Origin of the sequence: Pandoraea pneumonica (assembly GCF_902459645.1) — a bacterium.
Classification (GTDB): domain Bacteria; phylum Pseudomonadota; class Gammaproteobacteria; order Burkholderiales; family Burkholderiaceae; genus Pandoraea; species Pandoraea pneumonica.
The window spans coordinates 469,384-485,369 of sequence record NZ_CABPSK010000003.1 but is presented as its reverse complement, the minus strand read 5'-3'; the positions used below and the strand labels follow the sequence as shown (position 1 = coordinate 485,369).

Sequence of the window (15,986 nt, the reverse complement as noted above, 5' to 3'; positions counted from 1 at the left end):
GCACGAACGCCATCCTGTATCGTTGCGTCTCTGAGCCTTTTTCGTCGAGAAACCCAGCCGACATGTCGTCTACCGAGCCGTCCTTGCCTATGTCCTCCGTACCCACCAGCGAGATTTCGGGTGCCGTCGCGAGCTTTGCGCCGGTCACGCCTCCGCCGCGTTTGCGGCTGTCCGACATGGTCTACGAGCAACTGGAGACGATGGTGGTAGAGGGGCGTCTCGCCCCCGGTTCAGCCTTGCCGTCGGAGCGCGATCTTGCGCAGCAAATGGGAGTGTCGCGGCCGTCGCTACGCGAAGCCCTGCTGCGGCTGGAGTCGCGCGGTCTGATCGTGGGACGCGCCGGCGGCGGGTATTTGGTGGCCAACGCCAGCCAGCCGTTGCTCGCTGAACCGCTCTCGCAACTGATGTCGCGGCATAGCAAGACCGTCGACGACGTGCTCGAGATGCGCGAAGTGCTCGAAGCCAAAGCCGTCGAGCTGGCTGCCGAACGTGCCACGCCCGAGGACATCGCCCGTCTTGGGCAGGCCCTTGAAGCGCTGGAGGCGGCTTACGCCGCCGGACGCGACGGTCTGGACGACGACCGCGATGGCGGTGCCCGCGGTGCGTCGTTGCTCACCCGTGTGCCCGAACTCGACGCGCATTTCCATCTGGCCTTGGCCGAAGCCACGCACAACCTCGTGCTGGTGCATCTGATGCATGCGATCTTCGAGCTGCTGCGCGGCTCCGTCGTGGACAACTACCGCGCGATCGTCGGACACGGTGCGGATCTTGCGGAACTGATCGGTCAACATCGCCGCATCTTCGACGCTGTGGCCTCGCACGACGCCGCTAGCGCACAACGCGCGTTGCGCGAACACCTCACCTTCATCCGCGACAACTCGGGCGATAGCTCGGGCGACACCAGCGCCGTTTGATGCACGCGCGATCGCGCATCCGGCACCCTCCAAAACGTCATCGTTTTCCCTGACCTTGCCCTACCTGGCGTTACGCCGTGGCAGGGCGGGGTCAGATGCCCACTTCCTCCCGCCATCCCCCGCCAGCAAGGCTGCTGCTCATTCCCGGGTTACCGAGCACTCACGTCGCACCGTCTCGCAAGCCTTCGCCGCACCCCCGACTGACACTCCGTTGCCGCCGTTCCCGGGTTGACAGTGGTTCGGGCATCGTCTACTTTTGGAACCATAAAAATACTTAATTCGATATATTGCATCTTGTATATCAGATGCGATTTGTCGGAGCGGCCACAAAAATTCCGCGAAATGTCGGGCGAATCTGGAGCGATTCGGCGCGTCCGGGCAACGCGGAATTCACTGGGATACCCCGGGTCGGGCCGTGGCACAAGTCGGAGACTCAAGTTGGGCAAGCACACCTTTCCTTTTGGGCAGCCTGAGTGCGATGTTGGCATCGCGCTGGCTGTCCGGTCGTATCCGTCGCCAACGTCCGCACATCTGCTGCGTGACACCCGGCGGTCCTCATCTCCCTGCCGCCCGTCGTGGGCAGGCGATTCGGCGATCACGCGTCCGCGAGGCGCGCCCGCCTGAGTGATGGGGCGCGGCCTGTGACGTGATGTCGGCAACCCGACAGCACCGCAGACCCGTGACCCGCACTCGAATTTGTCACCCTAGTCACCCTTCGGCAGCCGGCAACTTGCCGGCACGGGCTCAACGCCTGTGTCGCCGCGCCGAAGCGGGGGCCGGAAGTGTCCTTTGGCGCTTCCGCAAGTCAGTCAGCCGGGGCCCGAGCCCCGCGAGCGCGCCGCCAGGCGACGCTCCAGGATCAAGCGGCCGAGCATGAGCCGCAAGCAATGCCAGGAGGCGTGTCGTATGCGCTGTCACCGAAGTAGTGACGCACGACGGCACGCGATGACGGTGGTGTTCCCTTCACTGCGCGCGGGTGCGTGCGATCGGGCTGACCACCGGCAATCGTCTGACAGGAACAGGAGGCAAGTCATGCAAGCAGCTGCGCAACCGGAGGAGAAAACCTCTTTTCTGGGAGGGCGCTGGTCACAACTGGTGATCGGCATTATCTGTATGGGCCTGGTGGCCAATCTGCAATATTCGTGGACGCTGTTCGTCGAGCCGATGGAGGCCAAGAACCATTGGGGCATCGCGGCAATTCAAGTGGCGTTCTCGATCTTCATCGTCGTGGAAACCTGGCTCGTGCCGATCGAAGGCTGGCTCGTCGATCGCTTTGGGCCGCGTCCGGTGGTCGCTGGCGGCGCAATCTGCGTTGCGCTCTCGTGGATCATGTACTCGTACGCCACGTCGCTGACCGTGCTGTACACGGCAGCCGTGATCGCGGGTATCGGTGCCGGTTGCGTGTATGGCACTTGCGTGGGTAACGCGCTGAAGTGGTTCCCGGACAAGCGCGGTCTGGCCGCTGGCCTGACGGCTGCCGGTTTCGGCGCAGGGGCGGCACTGACGGTGATTCCGATTGCGAACATGATTCGCGAGTCGGGCTACGAAGCGGCGTTCTTCAACTTCGGCATCGTGCAGGGCGTGGCGATCTTCATCCTCGCGCTGTTGCTGGTCAAGCCGCGTGCACCGAAGGGTGTCACGGTGTCGCGCCGCAATTTGGCGACGAAGGTGGACTACACCTCGGGCCAGATGATTCGCACGCCGGTGTTCTGGGTGATCTACGTGTGCTTCGTGGCGGTGGCGGCTGGTGGCCTGATGGCGACTGCGCAGATCGGTCCGATTGCGAAGGACTACGGGATTGCGTCGATGCCGATGACGCTGTTCGGTGCGACGTTGCCGCTGCTCACGATGACGCTGTCGATCGACAATCTGTGCAATGGCTTCACGCGTCCGCTGTGCGGCTTCGTGTCTGACAAGATCGGCCGTGAAAACGCGATGTTCATCATCTTCCTCGGCGAAGGCGTGGCGATGCTCGGGCTGATGCACTTCGGTCAAAACCCGTACATGTTCGTGTTCTTCGCCGCGATGACGTTCCTGTGCTGGGGCGAGATCTTCTCGATCTTCCCGGCGCTGTGTGCCGACACGTTCGGCAGCAAGAACGCCGCGTCGAACGCAGGCACGCTGTACACCGCGAAGGGCACGGCTGCGCTGCTGGTGCCGCTCGCATCGGTGCTGGCCGTGGGCGGACACTGGGACCGCGTGTTCATTGCGGCGGCTGTTATCAGCATTGCGGCAGCCGTGGCGGCGAAGTTCCTGCTCGCACCGATGCGCCGTCGCTGGATCGAGAGTGTGAACAATAACGAAACGCTCAGCCCGCAAGTGCCGATCGGGGCGCCTGCCAGCGAGTAAGTTTGCGCGGGTGAGGATGAGGTGTAGCAGTGAGCGGGGCGCCGGAGACGGTGCCCCGTTTTCTTTTGGGCGCACGGATCGAATGCCGTGGCCGGATAGCGTCGCCGAAAACAAAAAAGCCTTGCCGAGCGGCAAGGCTTTTTGCGTTTTGGCTCCTCGACCTGGGCTCGAACCAGGGACCTACGGATTAACAGTCCGGCGCTCTACCAACTGAGCTATCGAGGATCAAACTGGGTTGTCATGCGTCGCTGTAACGGCGCATCGACTAAAACAAAAGCCTCGCGTGCGCGAGGCCATCGCTTCGGTAATTCTTGGCTCCCCGACCTGGGCTCGAACCAGGGACCTACGGATTAACAGTCCGGCGCTCTACCAACTGAGCTATCGGGGATCAAAAGAGAAAGCGATTATAGTGGCGGCTTAAACCCACTGTCAACACTCGGAACGCACTTTTTGTGCACCAAATGGCGTGGGGGCCGCTGAATCAGCGCTCGAGCAGCTTGAGCTTGTCGGCGACGTCCTTCCACTGGTCGGCGTCGGCGAGCGGTGCCTTGGTCTTGGTGATGCTCGGCCACAGCGGCGAGAGTTCGGCGTTCAGCGCGATGAACGCTTGTTGATCGCCCGGCACGTCCTCTTCGGCATAAATGGCGTTAGCGGGACACTCGGCCACACAGACCGCGCAATCGATGCACTCGTCCGGATCGATGGCCAGAAAGTTCGGGCCTTCGCGGAAGCAATCGACGGGGCAAACGTCGACACAATCCGTGTATCGACACTTGATGCAGTTTTCGGTGACAACGTGGGTCATGCCAACTCCAGAACGTAGGGCGCAACGGCTTCGATCGGCCGTTAAAACGCGTATTGTAGCGCAGCCCGAGGCCGTGGGTGAGCCTGCCCCGAGACTTGTGGGCGGTGGCGCGGCCTGGCGCGCGGGCCGCTAGGCGCGTTGTTCCCGAGCGCATACACGCCATCGCTTTGCGGTACCATCGTGCGTGCCCTTGTGTGCCCCCGTGTGCCTTTGTCCCGTCGCTATGATCATCACCTCGCTGCTCGACACCGATCTCTACAAATTCACGATGATGCAGGTGGTGCTGCATCACTTTCCTGCGGCGCAAGTCGAATACCGCTTTAAGTGCCGCACGGAAGGCGTCGATTTGACACCCTACGTCGACGAGATTCGTGACGAGATCCGGTTGCTGTGCGGTCTGCGTTTCACCGAGTCGGAGTTGCGCTATCTCGGCGCAATGCGCTTTATCAAAAGCGACTTCATCGACTTTCTCGATCTGTTTCATCTCAACGAAAAGTACGTCACCGTGCAGCCCTCGGCCAAGGGCAACGGCGAGATCGACATCACCATTCAGGGGCCGTGGCTACACACCATCCTGTTCGAAATTCCGGTGCTCGCCATCGTCAACGAGGTGTATTTCCGAAACACACAGCGTGTGCCCGCCTATGAAGAGGGGCGGCATCGGCTGCGCGACAAGATTCGTATGCTCGCCGAGCCGGTGGCGTATCGCGATTGCAAGATCGCCGATTACGGCACGCGGCGCCGTTTCTCGAAGGAGTGGCACGAGGAAGTGATCCTCACGCTGAGCGAAGAACTGGGCGAACAATTCGCGGGCACGAGCAACGTGTACTACGCGTCGAAGCTTGGCCTCACGCCGCTGGGCACGATGGCGCATGAGTACCTTCAGGCTTGTCAGGCGCTGGGGCCGCGTCTGCGCGATTCGCAAATCTTCGGCTTTGAGACTTGGGCTAAGGAATATCGCGGCGATCTCGGCATTGCGCTGTCCGACGTGTATGGCATGTCGGCGTTTCTGCGCGACTTCGACATGTATTTCTGCAAGCTCTTCGACGGCGCGCGTCACGACTCGGGCGATCCATTCGTGTGGGGCGAACGGCTCTTGCAGCACTACGCCGAGAACCGGGTCGACGCGCACACCAAGACGATGATTTTTTCCGACGGCCTCGACATTCCGAAGGTGCTGCAACTCTTCGAGCGCTTTCGCGATCGTTGCAAGCTGGCGTTTGGGGTCGGCACCAATCTCACGAACGATCTTGGCTATCAGCCCTTGCAAATCGTGATCAAGATGGTGCGGTGCAACGGTCAGCCGGTCGCCAAGTTGTCGGATTCGCCGGGCAAGAATATGTGCGATGACGACGCTTATCTCGCCTATTTGCGTCAGGTGTTCGAGATCGCGCCCGAAGTACCGGCGGCTTAATCCCAGCGCCGCACCAGACCATTCCGATAGTGCGCGAATGCCGGGCGTGCGGGCGTGGCGTGCCGTTATAATTGCGCATCGCCCGCCGTGCTGACTGCGGCGGCCAAACATCAAGAACGACACGCACGAGACGACACCGGCCACGTACCGGTGTGCCGGCCTCTCAGGACGCAGCCATGGATACCACCGACGCCCGCAATCGCATCTTCGCCCGCATCCGCAATGCCCAGCATCGCCCGGATGTCGCGCGAGAGAACGAGCAGGCCGCGGCGGAAGATTATCTGGCGCGTCATCCGCAAGGACCGCGCCCGACGATGCCCGACGATCTCGTCGCCACGTTCATCGCCAAGGCGGAAGCGCTCTCGACCACCATCGCACGCGTGTCGGCCATGAGCGATGTGCCGGCAGCCGCTGCGCAATATCTGCAAGCGAACGGGCTGGTCTCGCAGGCTGTGGCGTGGCCGACGTTGCGTGAGTTGGATTGGGCGGGCGCCGGTTGTCACCTCGAATATCGCAAACCGCTGGGCGAAGATCTCGTGGGCATCACGGGTTGCTTCTGCGCGGTGGCCGAGACCGGGGCGTTGATGATGATGTCCGGTCCGGAGACGTTTGCTTCGGCGACGTTGCTGCCCGAGACGCACATCGCCGTCGTGCCTGCGTCGCGCATCGTCTCGGGTCATGAAGATGCCTTCGCGCTGATGCGCACCGAGCGCGGCCAATTGTCTCGCGCGACCAACTTCATCGCAGGGCCGTCGCGTACGGCCGACATCGAACAAACGCTGGTGCTGGGCGCGCATGGCCCGTACCGCGTTCACGTCATCATCGTCGACGGGGCCTGACCGGCGTCTGATTGCTCTCTGGCCGAACGGCGAAAACGGGGGGCAAGCAAGGGGCGAGCGAGGGGCAGAACAGGACGATAAAGGGGCGAAGGAAAGCAGGCTGTCACGGGGCAGGCTGTCGCATCGCGCCAATCGGGCGTGGTTATCGAATCCAAATGGGAAATATCCCAAGCTCTTGCCGCTTCGGGCACTCCGTCGAGACGGGCGACTCCTAATCGGTCGACCATCAACCAACAGGAACCAGAAACAATGCAGAAGGGCATTTGGGGAGCATTGGCCGCCGCAGGGCTGACGTTGATCAGTCCGGCCGCGTTTGCCGCAGGGGGCGGCCCGGACGGCGCACAACTCGTCGCGTGGTGGGGATTGCCGTTTGCGGGCATGCTGCTGTCGATTGCGCTCGGGCCGTTGGTCGCACCGGCGTTCTGGCACCACCATTTCGGCAAGATCGCCGCGTTCTGGGGCGCGGCGTTTTTGTTGCCCTATGCGCTCATGTTCGGGGTAGGGGCGGCATGGCACGGCGCCGTTCACGCGCTGGTCGCCGAATATATTCCCTTCGTTGTCTTGCTGACGGCGCTCTTCACCACGGCTGGCGGTATCTGTGTGCACGGCAACCTGCGTGGCGGGCCGTGGCTCAACACCGGGCTGCTGGGGCTGGGCACGGTGCTCGCGAGCATCATGGGCACGACGGGCGCCGCCATGTTGCTCATTCGCCCGCTGATTCGCGCGAACGACAATCGTAAGCACAACGTGCACGTCGTCGTGTTCTTCATCTTCTTGGTTGCGAACGCGGGCGGCTCGCTCACGCCGCTGGGCGACCCGCCGTTGTTCCTCGGCTTCCTGCAAGGCGTCGATTTCTTCTGGACAACCCAGCACATCTGGCCTGAAACCCTGATGGCCTGCGTCATTCTGCTGCTGCTTTTCTTCCTGATCGACTCGTACTACTTCCGTCAGAAGTCGGAGCGTCAGATCGACGAGCTCGATCCCACGCCGCACGTCGCACCGCTGCGCCTCGAAGGCAAGCGCAACTTCGTACTGCTTGCGGCCGCCGTCGGGCTCGTGCTGATGAGCGGCATCTGGAAGCCGGGCGTTGTGTTCGATGTGTTCGGCACGCCGGTGACGCTGGAGAATCTTGCACGCGATGTCGGACTCATTGCGCTGACGGTGATTTCGCTGGTGATCACGCCGCGCACGGCGCGCCTTGGTAACGACTTCAATTGGGAGCCGATGAAAGAGGTCGGCAAACTGTTTGCAGGCATCTTCCTCACGATCATTCCGGTGGTGGCCATTCTGCGTGCCGGTGAGGCGGGGGCATTGGGCTGGGTGATCCGGCTGGTGACCGGCCCGAACGGTGCGCCGGACAACGTCATGTACTTCTGGGCGACGGGCATCTTGTCGTCGTTCCTCGACAATGCGCCGACGTATCTCGTGTTCTTCAACACGGCGGGTGGCGATGCGGCAACGCTCATGACGTCGGGTGCTGCGACGCTGGCGGCTATTTCGGCGGGCGCTGTGTTCATGGGTGCGAACACGTACATCGGCAATGCGCCGAACTTCATGGTGAAAGCCATTGCGGAGCAGCGCGGCATTCGCATGCCCAGCTTCTTTGGCTATATGCTGTGGTCGGGCGCGATCTTGCTGCCGCTGTTCGTGTTGATGACGTTAATTTTCTTCTAAGCCGCAAACCGATATCCGATATCTGCCAAGCGGCCAACTCCTGCGAGACGATAGGTGAAACCGAAGATTCTTGTGGCTCGTGCCATTTTCCCGGACGTGATCGAACGGCTGGCGCAGTACTTTGAGGTCGAGCGCAACGACGCCGACACCGTCTACTCGAGCGACGAATTGCGCGCTCGATTGGCTGATAAGGCCGGTGCGATCACGACGGCCAGTGAGCGTATCGACGCGTCGGTACTCGCTGGGGCACCGCATCTGCGTGTGGTCGCCAATATGGCGGTGGGCTACAACAACTTCGACATCGACGCGATGACGGCCGCTGGGGTGATGGCGACGAATACGCCGGACGTGCTCAACGAGACGACGGCGGACTTCGGCTGGGCATTGCTGATGGCCACGGCTCGGCGGGTGACGGAATCGGAGCGCTGGTTGCGCGAGGGCCACTGGAATAAGTGGGCCTACGACATGTTCCTCGGTGCCGACGTGCATGGCAGCACGCTCGGCATCATCGGAATGGGCCGCATCGGCCAAGCGATCGCACGTCGTGCCATGGGCTTCAATATGCGCGTGGTGTATCACAACCGCTCGCGTCTCGATGCCGCGACCGAAGCCGCGTGCAAGGCGTCGTACGTCGACAAAGACACGCTGTTGAAGACGGCCGATCACGTCATTCTCGTGCTGCCCTATTCGAAGGACACCCATCACACGATCGGCGCGGCAGAACTCGCGGCCATGAAATCGACGGCCACGCTCGTGAATCTGGCGCGCGGCGGCATCGTCGACGACGCGGCGCTCGCGCAAGCGTTGGCGAGCAAGCAAATTGCAGCGGCCGGGCTTGATGTGTTCGAGGGCGAGCCGAGCGTGCATCCCGATTTGTTGAAGGTGCCGAATGTTGTGCTCACGCCGCATATCGCGAGCGCATCGGCGGCAACGCGCCGAGGCATGGCGAGCCTAGCGGCAGATAACCTAATTGCGGCATTGGGCTTCGGTTCGGCGCCGGGCAAGCCGCCTTGCCTGCTCAACCCCGCTGTACGAAAGGCCTAAGGAGGCAAGTGTGGAGATGGTGTTAGTCGGGCTGGCGGCGCTCAATTTGCTGGTGATGATCGCGATTGCCTTGAAGGTGTGGCAGCGCAATGGCGACGCCGGTATGCGCGCGACGCTCGTCGATTCGCTCACGAATGTCCGTGACGATATTTTGCGGGCGGCGGAGCGCAGTGAGCGCGGTCTGCGGCAGGAGTTTGCCGAGACGGCACGTGCCGGGCGCGGCGAGCAAAGCGCGCAGATGGCGCAGTTTCAACAAACGCTCGCGGCGCAGATGACGAGTGTTGCAACGGTACAGAACAATCAGATCGATGGCTTTGCGCAACAACTGGCAAAGCTGACCGAGTCGAATGCCGCGCAGCTCGACGCGGTGCGTCAGAGCCTGGTGCTCAACGGTCAGCAGATGCGTGAAGAGCAGACCTCGGCGTTGCGTCGCTTTGGCGATGCACAGCATCAGCAACTGACGCAATTGGCCGAGGGCAACGAACGGCGTCTGGCCGAAGTACGGGCGACGCTCGAGCAAAAGCTCAAGGACATCGAAGTCAATAACGCGACAAAGCTCGAAGAGATGCGGCGCACCGTGGACGAGAAGTTGCACGCCACGCTCGAACAACGCCTTGGCGAGTCGTTCAAGCTCGTATCGGATCGTTTGGAGCAGGTGCACCGCGGGCTTGGCGAGATGCAGACGCTTGCCGCTGGTGTGGGCGATCTCAAGCGCGTGCTGACCAACGTGAAGACGCGCGGCATCTGGGGTGAAGTGCAGTTGCAGGCGCTGCTTGAGCAGCTGCTCACGGCCGACCAGTTTGCGAAGAACGTGGCGACCAAGCCGGGTAGCAGCGAACGTGTGGAATTCGCGATTGCCCTGCCGGGTCAGAACGGCGACAGCAGCACGCCCGTGTGGCTGCCGATCGATGCCAAGTTTCCGCGCGAGGATTACGAGCGGCTGCTCGATGCGCAAGAACGTGCCGACCCCGCCGCCGTGGAAGACGCATCGAAGGCGCTCGAAACACGAATTCGCCTGGAAGCCAAAACCATCGCCGAGAAGTATCTGGCACCGCCGCACACCACCGACTTTGCCCTGCTTTTCTTGCCGACCGAGGGGCTCTATGCGGAAGTGTTGCGCCGCCCGGGGCTATCGGATCTGCTTCAGCGCGAGTATCGCGTAACCGTCGCCGGGCCGACCACGCTCACGGCGCTGCTCAACAGCTTGCAGATGGGTTTCCGCACGCTCGCGATCGAGCGGCGCTCCAGCGAAGTCTGGCAAGTCTTGGGCGCGGTGAAGACCGAGTTCACCAAGTTTGGCGACGTGCTCGCACGGACCAAGTCGCAATTGGAAACGGTGACGCGCTCGATCGATCAGGCCGAAGTGCGTACGCGCCAGATGGCGCGCAAGCTCAAGACCGTTGAAGCGTTGCCAGGCGAGCAGGCCACGCAGTTGTTGGGTGTGGACTTGGGGGCTGACGAAGAGTGAGCGCGTGAGGCTCACGCCGGGCGCGTCGAAGGTGACATGATCACCTTGCGCGCCCGAACCGACTTAGGCGCCGTTTTCGGTAAAAAAACGACTTAGGCGCCAAAAGACGACTTAGGCGTCGCCCTCGGCAAACTTTGTCAGCGAGTCGCCGGTCATGCGAACCACGCGCCAGTCGGGCAGTACCGATGCGCCTTGTGCGGTATAGAAGTCGATGGCGGGCTGATTCCAGTCGAGTACCGTCCACTCGAAGCGCGCACAGTCGCGTTGCACCGCGATGCGAGCGAGACGTCGCAAGAGCGCTTGCCCCACGCCCTTGCCTCGCATCGTCGGCTGCACGTAGACATCTTCCAGATACAGACCCCGGCGTCCGAGAAACGTCGAGAAGTTGTGGAAGAACAAGGCATAGCCGACCGGCTTGCCATCCCACTCCGCCATCAAGCACTCGGCCGCAGGTGATGCCCCGAACAGGGCGTCGTGCACGCTGGCCGGCGTCGCTTCGAAAATATCGAGCAGCTTTTCGAAAACCGCCAGTTCACGCATCAGAGCGTGAATGGCATCGACATCGTTCGGCGTCGCAGGGCGCAGGTGCAAAGACATAGTGGGCATCTCGTAAGTCGGATTAATCGAGAGAATGAGCGAGGGAGCGAGCGAGAGAATGCACGCGAGGATCGGGCGTTATTCGTCTTCGTCGGGTACGTCGCTCAGCGCGACTTCGATGCCGCCGAAGCGCTCAGCCACCCAGTTATAGGCGTGGCAGGCAATCCACAAGAGCACGAAGCCGACGATGGCGTTGAGCACCAGCGCGGAAATGAACGCGAGGCCCGGCAACTCGCCGTAACGAATGAACGCCGCCAGGAAGGCGAGCAGTACCAACGGAATACTAAACGTGAGGTAGACCAAGACCAGTGCTTTGGCCGTCTGGCCGGGACTGATGTAGGTGATCTGTTTTCGGATTGTCATTGCGCGTGTGTGTTTGCAGGTTTGTTGTGTAGGCAAGCTGTCGACGCTCAGCCTGCGGGTATTGCGTAAAGTTGGCTTGTGGAATTCGCGCTGGACTAGACCAGTCCGTCGAACACAATGACGTCGACCAATTCTCCCGCCGCGACGTTGCCGCGCGACGCTTCTAGTGAGACGAAACAATTGGCTTCGCTCATCGTGCGCAGGATGCCGGCGCTTTGCGCATCGGCGACCGTGACTTGCCAGCGGCCTTGCGCGTCGGCGGCCAGAATGCCGCGCAGAAATTCGGTACGGCCCGGGCGCTTGGCGAGCGCGGTGGTCGTCGGCACGGGCAGATGCGGCGTGGCTTGCGGCTCGGCACCCATCAGCACGAACAAGCCGTCGCGCACCAGATGGTAGAACGACGCCATCACGGCGGCCGGGTTGCCAGGCAGGCCGAAGAGCAGGGCGCGATGGCCGTCGCTTTCCAGTTCGCCAAAGGCAAACGGACGGCCGGGGCGCATCGCCATCTTCCAAAAAACGACGTTGCCCAGACGCGTCATCATCTCGCGGGTGTAATCGGCCTCGCCCACGGAGACACCGCCCGAGGTGATCACCGCATCCGCCTCGCGGCAGGCGGTGCGCAGGGTGTCTTCAATGGCTTGCGGGTCATCGCGAACGACGCCCAGATCGAGGACTTCGACCCCGAGTCGCTGGAGCATGCCGTACAGCGTGTAGCGATTGCTGTCGTAAAGATTGCCCGGCACGAGCGGTTCGCCGACCGAGCGCAGTTCGTCGCCGGTCGAAAAGAAAGCCACGCGAATCCGGCGACGCACCGGCACTTCGGCAATGCCGAGCGAGGCGAGCAGGCCGAGCGCGGCCGGGCGCAGACGCTTGCCTGCGAGCAGCGCCGGATGGCCCGCCGCGAGGTCTTCGCCAATGTGGCGGACATGACGGCCCGGCGTCACGGCATCGGCGGTGAAGGTCACAATCTCCGTGTCGCCTTCGCGCTGCACTTGTTCTTGCGGAATCACGGTGTCGCAACCGGCGGGCAGCAATGCGCCCGTCATGATGCGAATGCATTCGCCCGCGCCGGTCACGCCATCGAAGGGGCGCCCGGCGAACGAACGCCCGGCGACGCGCAAGCGGACTTGGCCGCCCGCCGCCAACGCGGCACCGGCAAAGGCGTAGCCGTCCATAGCGGCATTTTCGAAAGCGGGAACGTCGAGCGGAGAGATGACGTCGCGCCCCAGCACGCGGCCCAGCGCGCTGCGAACGGCAACTTGCTCGATGGCGGCCACCGGCTGCGCGGTGCGCGCGATAATCGCGCGCGCCATCTCGACCGTCATGTCGTTAGGGTCGTACGCCGGCAAGCCGGCAAGGGCTTCGTCTAGTGTTGTCATCGGTGTGGCGTCGTCATCGGACATCGCGCGATGGCGGCGGATCGGGCCGCGTCAGTGCCCCAATGTTATTGCCCAGAATTCCGGGGGGCGCGCGGCGTGTCGGTATGAAGGTCGTCAAGCGTGTTGGCATTGTAAAACGGACGCTCGTCACCGAAGTGAACTTGTACAGCCTTGTGGCGCGCCAGCCACGCTCTGACACGGTGTTCGCCAGCGGCCAACGTCGCCGCGAGGTCGTCGGCCAGCGATCGATGCAGCAGGGCGAAGACCGGGTGTGGGCCCTCCGATGTGACGGCGTACGCGGCGGTGACGGTGAGTGGGGGCGGAGCCATTCCCGCCGAGTGCGAAGGATTTGCGCTGGCCGTTGGCGATGACTGCGCCGATTCGATAAGCGCGGCCGTCAGGCGCAAGGCCAGATCGTCAGGCAATAGAGGGGAATCGCACGGCGCGGTGAGCACGTACTCGGTTTTTGCGGCACGCAACCCCGAGAGCATGCCCGCCAACGGCCCGGCAAAATCCTGAGTCTCGTCGGAGACGACGTCGGCGCCAAGCGCCGAATAAGCGGCGTGATTCCGGTTGGCGCTGATCAGCACGGCACCGACTTGCGGTGCCAGCCGCGCCAGCACATGCGCCGCCAATGGGCGGCCGTCGTACAGTTGCAGGCCCTTGTCGCGCCCGCCCATGCGTTGTCCGCGCCCGCCCGCGAGAATCAGGCCGGTGATGGCGTCGCGGGCAATGGGCGGGAAGTTCGGCATGGGCTTTCCGTTATGAGCGGTTGAGCGCGATGACGCGCCCGGTCGCATCGAACCAGACCGCGCCATCACCGAGCATCACGCCCTGGTCGCGCGCGAACATCAGGCGCGGCACGGCAGCGCCGATGGTGCGCACGTAACTGTCCGTGAAAATCTCGTTGTAACGCGCGAGCAGCGACTTCGGATTGCGCAGTATCAGCGTTTTGCCGCGCAGCGACACGTGGACCGGATAGCGAATCGATTGCGCCACGACATCGCGGCGATCGTCGAGCACGCCCTTGCGGAACATGCCTGCCGCGCGATTGATGGTTTCGTCGTCGTTGGCACCGGCCGCGCCGTACAAGTGATCGATCTTGCCGGTCTGGATGTTCGACATCGCCAATTCGAACGGCACGGTGCGGCCGTTGCGCAAATCTTTCCACTGACCGGAAATGACTTCACAACTTCCCGACGCTCCGCGCTGGCGGTTGATATCGTCACGTGCGGAGAACTCGCCTTCGAAGGTGGCGCGCGGCATGCCGCCCGCGTCGAACTCCGTCAGATGCACGCGTGATTTGTTTTCCAGCTTGCCGGTGAGCAGCGTGTCGCTTTGCGACGAGGCGTTAGCGTAGCGGCCTTCGAGCTTGCCGCTCGACGACGGCCGCAGCACCAGCCGTAGCGGGTTGCGTTCGCCGAGTTGACCGCTATAGGTGATGAGGTGGTTCGCAATATCGCGCTCCGAAGGGTCGCAATCGGCATGGGCTAGCGACGGCATCAGCGCGCCGCAAATCAGCGCCAGCGTGGCGAAGCCCATGGCGACCATGCGCAGACGCAGCGCTTGCGAGCGAGGGCGTGCCGTCACGTGTCGTGCCGTTGGGCGCGTACGTTCAGACAGAGCGAAGGAGTCTCGGGCGCAACTAGCGTCCGGGGCAGCAGCAATCATGTGGTGTGAGATCAGGAATTCGGAGTCGGCAGTCAGGCGTGGCGCTTATCGCCTTTCGCGCATTCGGTGCATTTCGTTCACCGATGCGCGGCACGCCAACTGCCGGTAATCATCCGCCGATATAGGACATTTCCACTTTCGGCGGCGCATCTTCGGGCAAGCCCGTGGCGGCCGTGCGCAGGGCCGAGTAGCGGTCGGTGCGGCCGCGCCAGATATCGCCGATGACGGTCGAAATCTGCGCATCGCTTGCACCGTTGCGCAACAGCGTGCGCAAGTCGTAACCCGAACTGGCGAACAGGCACAGGTACAACTTGCCTTCCGTAGACAGTCGCGCCCGCGAACAAGTGCCGCAAAACGCGCGCGTGACCGACGAAATGACGCCCACTTCGCCGCCGCCGTCGCGATATTGCCAACGCTGGGCCGTTTCACCCGGGTAGTTGGCGTCGAGCGGCTCGACCGGCAGCGCGTCGTTCACGCGGGCAATTACCTCGGCGGACGGCAGCACTTCATCCATGCGCCAGCCGTTCGACGTGCCTACATCCATGTATTCGATGAAACGCAGGACCACGCCGCTGCCGTGGAAATGACGCGCCATCGGCACGATATCGCTATCGTTGGTGCCGCGTTTGACGACCATGTTGACCTTCACCGGCCCCAGCCCGACGTGTTGTGCTTCGGCAATGCCTTCGAGCACGTTCGCGACGGGGAAGTCGACGTCGTTCATCTGGCGGAAGATCGCGTCGTCCAGGCTATCCAGACTCACCGTCACGCGGGTGAGACCGGCGTCCTTGAGCGACTGAGCGCGGCGCTTGAGCAACGATCCGTTGGTCGTGAGCGTGATGTCGAGCGGCTTGCCCGAGGGCGTGCGCAGGCGCGCGAGCATCTCGATGAGACGTTCCAGATGCTTGCGCAGCAGCGGCTCGCCTCCCGTCAGACGCAGCTTTTCCACGCCATGTTCGACGAACAGGCGCGCAGCACGCTCGATTTCTTCGAAAGACAGCAGGGAGGATTGCGGCAGGAAGGTGTAGTCCTTGTCGAACACATCCTTCGGCATGCAATACACACAGCGGAAATTGCAACGATCCGTGACCGAAATCCGCAGATCGTGCAGCGGCCGAGCCAGCGCATCGTCGAGATGGCCGGTGGCTGCGCGCACTTGTGCGGGGATCTGCGGCGTATGTGTCGCATATCGCGCGTCGGTGCGCAGATCGGTAAGTCGGATAATCGTTTCAGTCATGGTGGGGCCTAGGCTTGCGTCTCCATTCTAGCGAATTGGCATGTTTGCTGCCGATACCGGAGATTCAGACGGCATAACCGTCACAACGGCATGGCGGACAGCAACCAGTTCGATGCGGGACATCAAGCCAGTGTCAGGCATCACGATACGGGCAGTGCGGCGCACGCACAAGTCGGGACAACACGAGGGTGTCCCGATATTTGCATGCCTCACCGCGGCACGGCGTCGATGC

At 62.7% G+C, this 15,986-nt stretch carries 14 protein-coding genes and 2 tRNA genes; 7 read left to right on the top strand and 9 right to left on the bottom strand.

Features of this window, described 5'->3' with window-relative positions; genetic code table 11:
- Window positions 1-89 precede the first annotated feature (89 nt).
- Both PPN31114_RS17770 and oxlT read left to right on the top strand, forming a co-directional pair.
- Window positions 90-914: a FadR/GntR family transcriptional regulator gene (locus PPN31114_RS17770; protein ID WP_174988174.1), complete on the top strand. Its 825-nt coding sequence runs from the start codon at window positions 90-92 to the stop codon at window positions 912-914.
- A 1,032-nt stretch (window positions 915-1,946) separates the two neighbouring features.
- Window positions 1,947-3,263, top strand: coding sequence for an oxalate/formate MFS antiporter (gene oxlT / locus PPN31114_RS17765; RefSeq protein WP_150680820.1), 1,317 nt, complete (start codon window positions 1,947-1,949; stop codon window positions 3,261-3,263).
- 149 nt (window positions 3,264-3,412) lie between these two features.
- Here oxlT and PPN31114_RS17760 read toward each other — a convergent pair.
- The 3 genes from PPN31114_RS17760 to fdxA all read right to left on the bottom strand — a co-directional run bounded on the left by PPN31114_RS17760 (window position 3,413) and on the right by fdxA (window position 4,068).
- A tRNA-Asn gene (locus PPN31114_RS17760) sits at window positions 3,413-3,488 on the bottom strand.
- An 87-nt stretch (window positions 3,489-3,575) separates the two neighbouring features.
- A tRNA-Asn gene (locus PPN31114_RS17755) sits at window positions 3,576-3,651 on the bottom strand.
- A gap of 93 nt (window positions 3,652-3,744) precedes the next feature.
- Window positions 3,745-4,068, bottom strand: a complete 324-nt coding sequence (fdxA, locus tag PPN31114_RS17750) for a ferredoxin FdxA (RefSeq protein ID WP_150680819.1) — start codon at window positions 4,066-4,068, stop codon at window positions 3,745-3,747.
- A gap of 223 nt (window positions 4,069-4,291) precedes the next feature.
- Between fdxA and pncB the strand changes: the two genes are divergently transcribed.
- From pncB to PPN31114_RS17725, 5 genes are all read left to right on the top strand, one after another.
- Window positions 4,292-5,482, top strand: coding sequence for a nicotinate phosphoribosyltransferase (gene pncB / locus PPN31114_RS17745; protein WP_150680818.1), 1,191 nt, complete (start codon window positions 4,292-4,294; stop codon window positions 5,480-5,482).
- A gap of 176 nt (window positions 5,483-5,658) precedes the next feature.
- Window positions 5,659-6,321 (top strand): LutC/YkgG family protein, encoded by a 663-nt coding sequence (locus tag PPN31114_RS17740; protein WP_150680817.1) that lies wholly within the window; start codon window positions 5,659-5,661, stop codon window positions 6,319-6,321.
- A 249-nt stretch (window positions 6,322-6,570) separates the two neighbouring features.
- Window positions 6,571-7,995 carry a sodium:proton antiporter gene (locus PPN31114_RS17735; protein ID WP_150680816.1) on the top strand — a complete coding sequence of 475 codons (1,425 nt, stop codon included), beginning with the start codon at window positions 6,571-6,573 and terminating at the stop codon, window positions 7,993-7,995.
- A gap of 54 nt (window positions 7,996-8,049) precedes the next feature.
- Window positions 8,050-9,039: a 2-hydroxyacid dehydrogenase gene (locus PPN31114_RS17730; RefSeq protein WP_150680815.1), complete on the top strand. Its 990-nt coding sequence runs from the start codon at window positions 8,050-8,052 to the stop codon at window positions 9,037-9,039.
- Between the two features lie 16 nt (window positions 9,040-9,055).
- Complete coding sequence (locus PPN31114_RS17725) at window positions 9,056-10,507, top strand: DNA recombination protein RmuC (protein ID WP_174988227.1); 1,452 nt, start codon at window positions 9,056-9,058, stop codon at window positions 10,505-10,507.
- A 111-nt stretch (window positions 10,508-10,618) separates the two neighbouring features.
- Here PPN31114_RS17725 and PPN31114_RS17720 read toward each other — a convergent pair whose 3' ends face one another.
- The 6 genes from PPN31114_RS17720 to moaA all read right to left on the bottom strand — a co-directional run bounded on the left by PPN31114_RS17720 (window position 10,619) and on the right by moaA (window position 15,754).
- Window positions 10,619-11,104: a GNAT family N-acetyltransferase gene (locus tag PPN31114_RS17720; protein WP_150680813.1), complete on the bottom strand. Its 486-nt coding sequence runs from the start codon at window positions 11,102-11,104 to the stop codon at window positions 10,619-10,621.
- A 78-nt stretch (window positions 11,105-11,182) separates the two neighbouring features.
- Window positions 11,183-11,461 carry a hypothetical protein gene (locus PPN31114_RS17715; RefSeq protein ID WP_150681131.1) on the bottom strand — a complete coding sequence of 93 codons (279 nt, stop codon included), beginning with the start codon at window positions 11,459-11,461 and terminating at the stop codon, window positions 11,183-11,185.
- 101 nt (window positions 11,462-11,562) lie between these two features.
- Window positions 11,563-12,846 (bottom strand): molybdopterin molybdotransferase MoeA, encoded by a 1,284-nt coding sequence (moeA, locus tag PPN31114_RS17710; RefSeq protein ID WP_150680812.1) that lies wholly within the window; start codon window positions 12,844-12,846, stop codon window positions 11,563-11,565.
- A gap of 65 nt (window positions 12,847-12,911) precedes the next feature.
- Entirely contained in the window at window positions 12,912-13,598 is a 687-nt protein-coding gene (gene mobA / locus PPN31114_RS17705; protein WP_150680811.1) for a molybdenum cofactor guanylyltransferase MobA, read from the bottom strand.
- A gap of 10 nt (window positions 13,599-13,608) precedes the next feature.
- Window positions 13,609-14,436, bottom strand: coding sequence for a hypothetical protein (locus PPN31114_RS17700; RefSeq protein ID WP_150680810.1), 828 nt, complete (start codon window positions 14,434-14,436; stop codon window positions 13,609-13,611).
- 190 nt (window positions 14,437-14,626) lie between these two features.
- Entirely contained in the window at window positions 14,627-15,754 is a 1,128-nt protein-coding gene (gene moaA / locus PPN31114_RS17695) for a GTP 3',8-cyclase MoaA (RefSeq protein WP_150680809.1), read from the bottom strand.
- Between the last annotated feature and the right edge of the window lie 232 nt (window positions 15,755-15,986).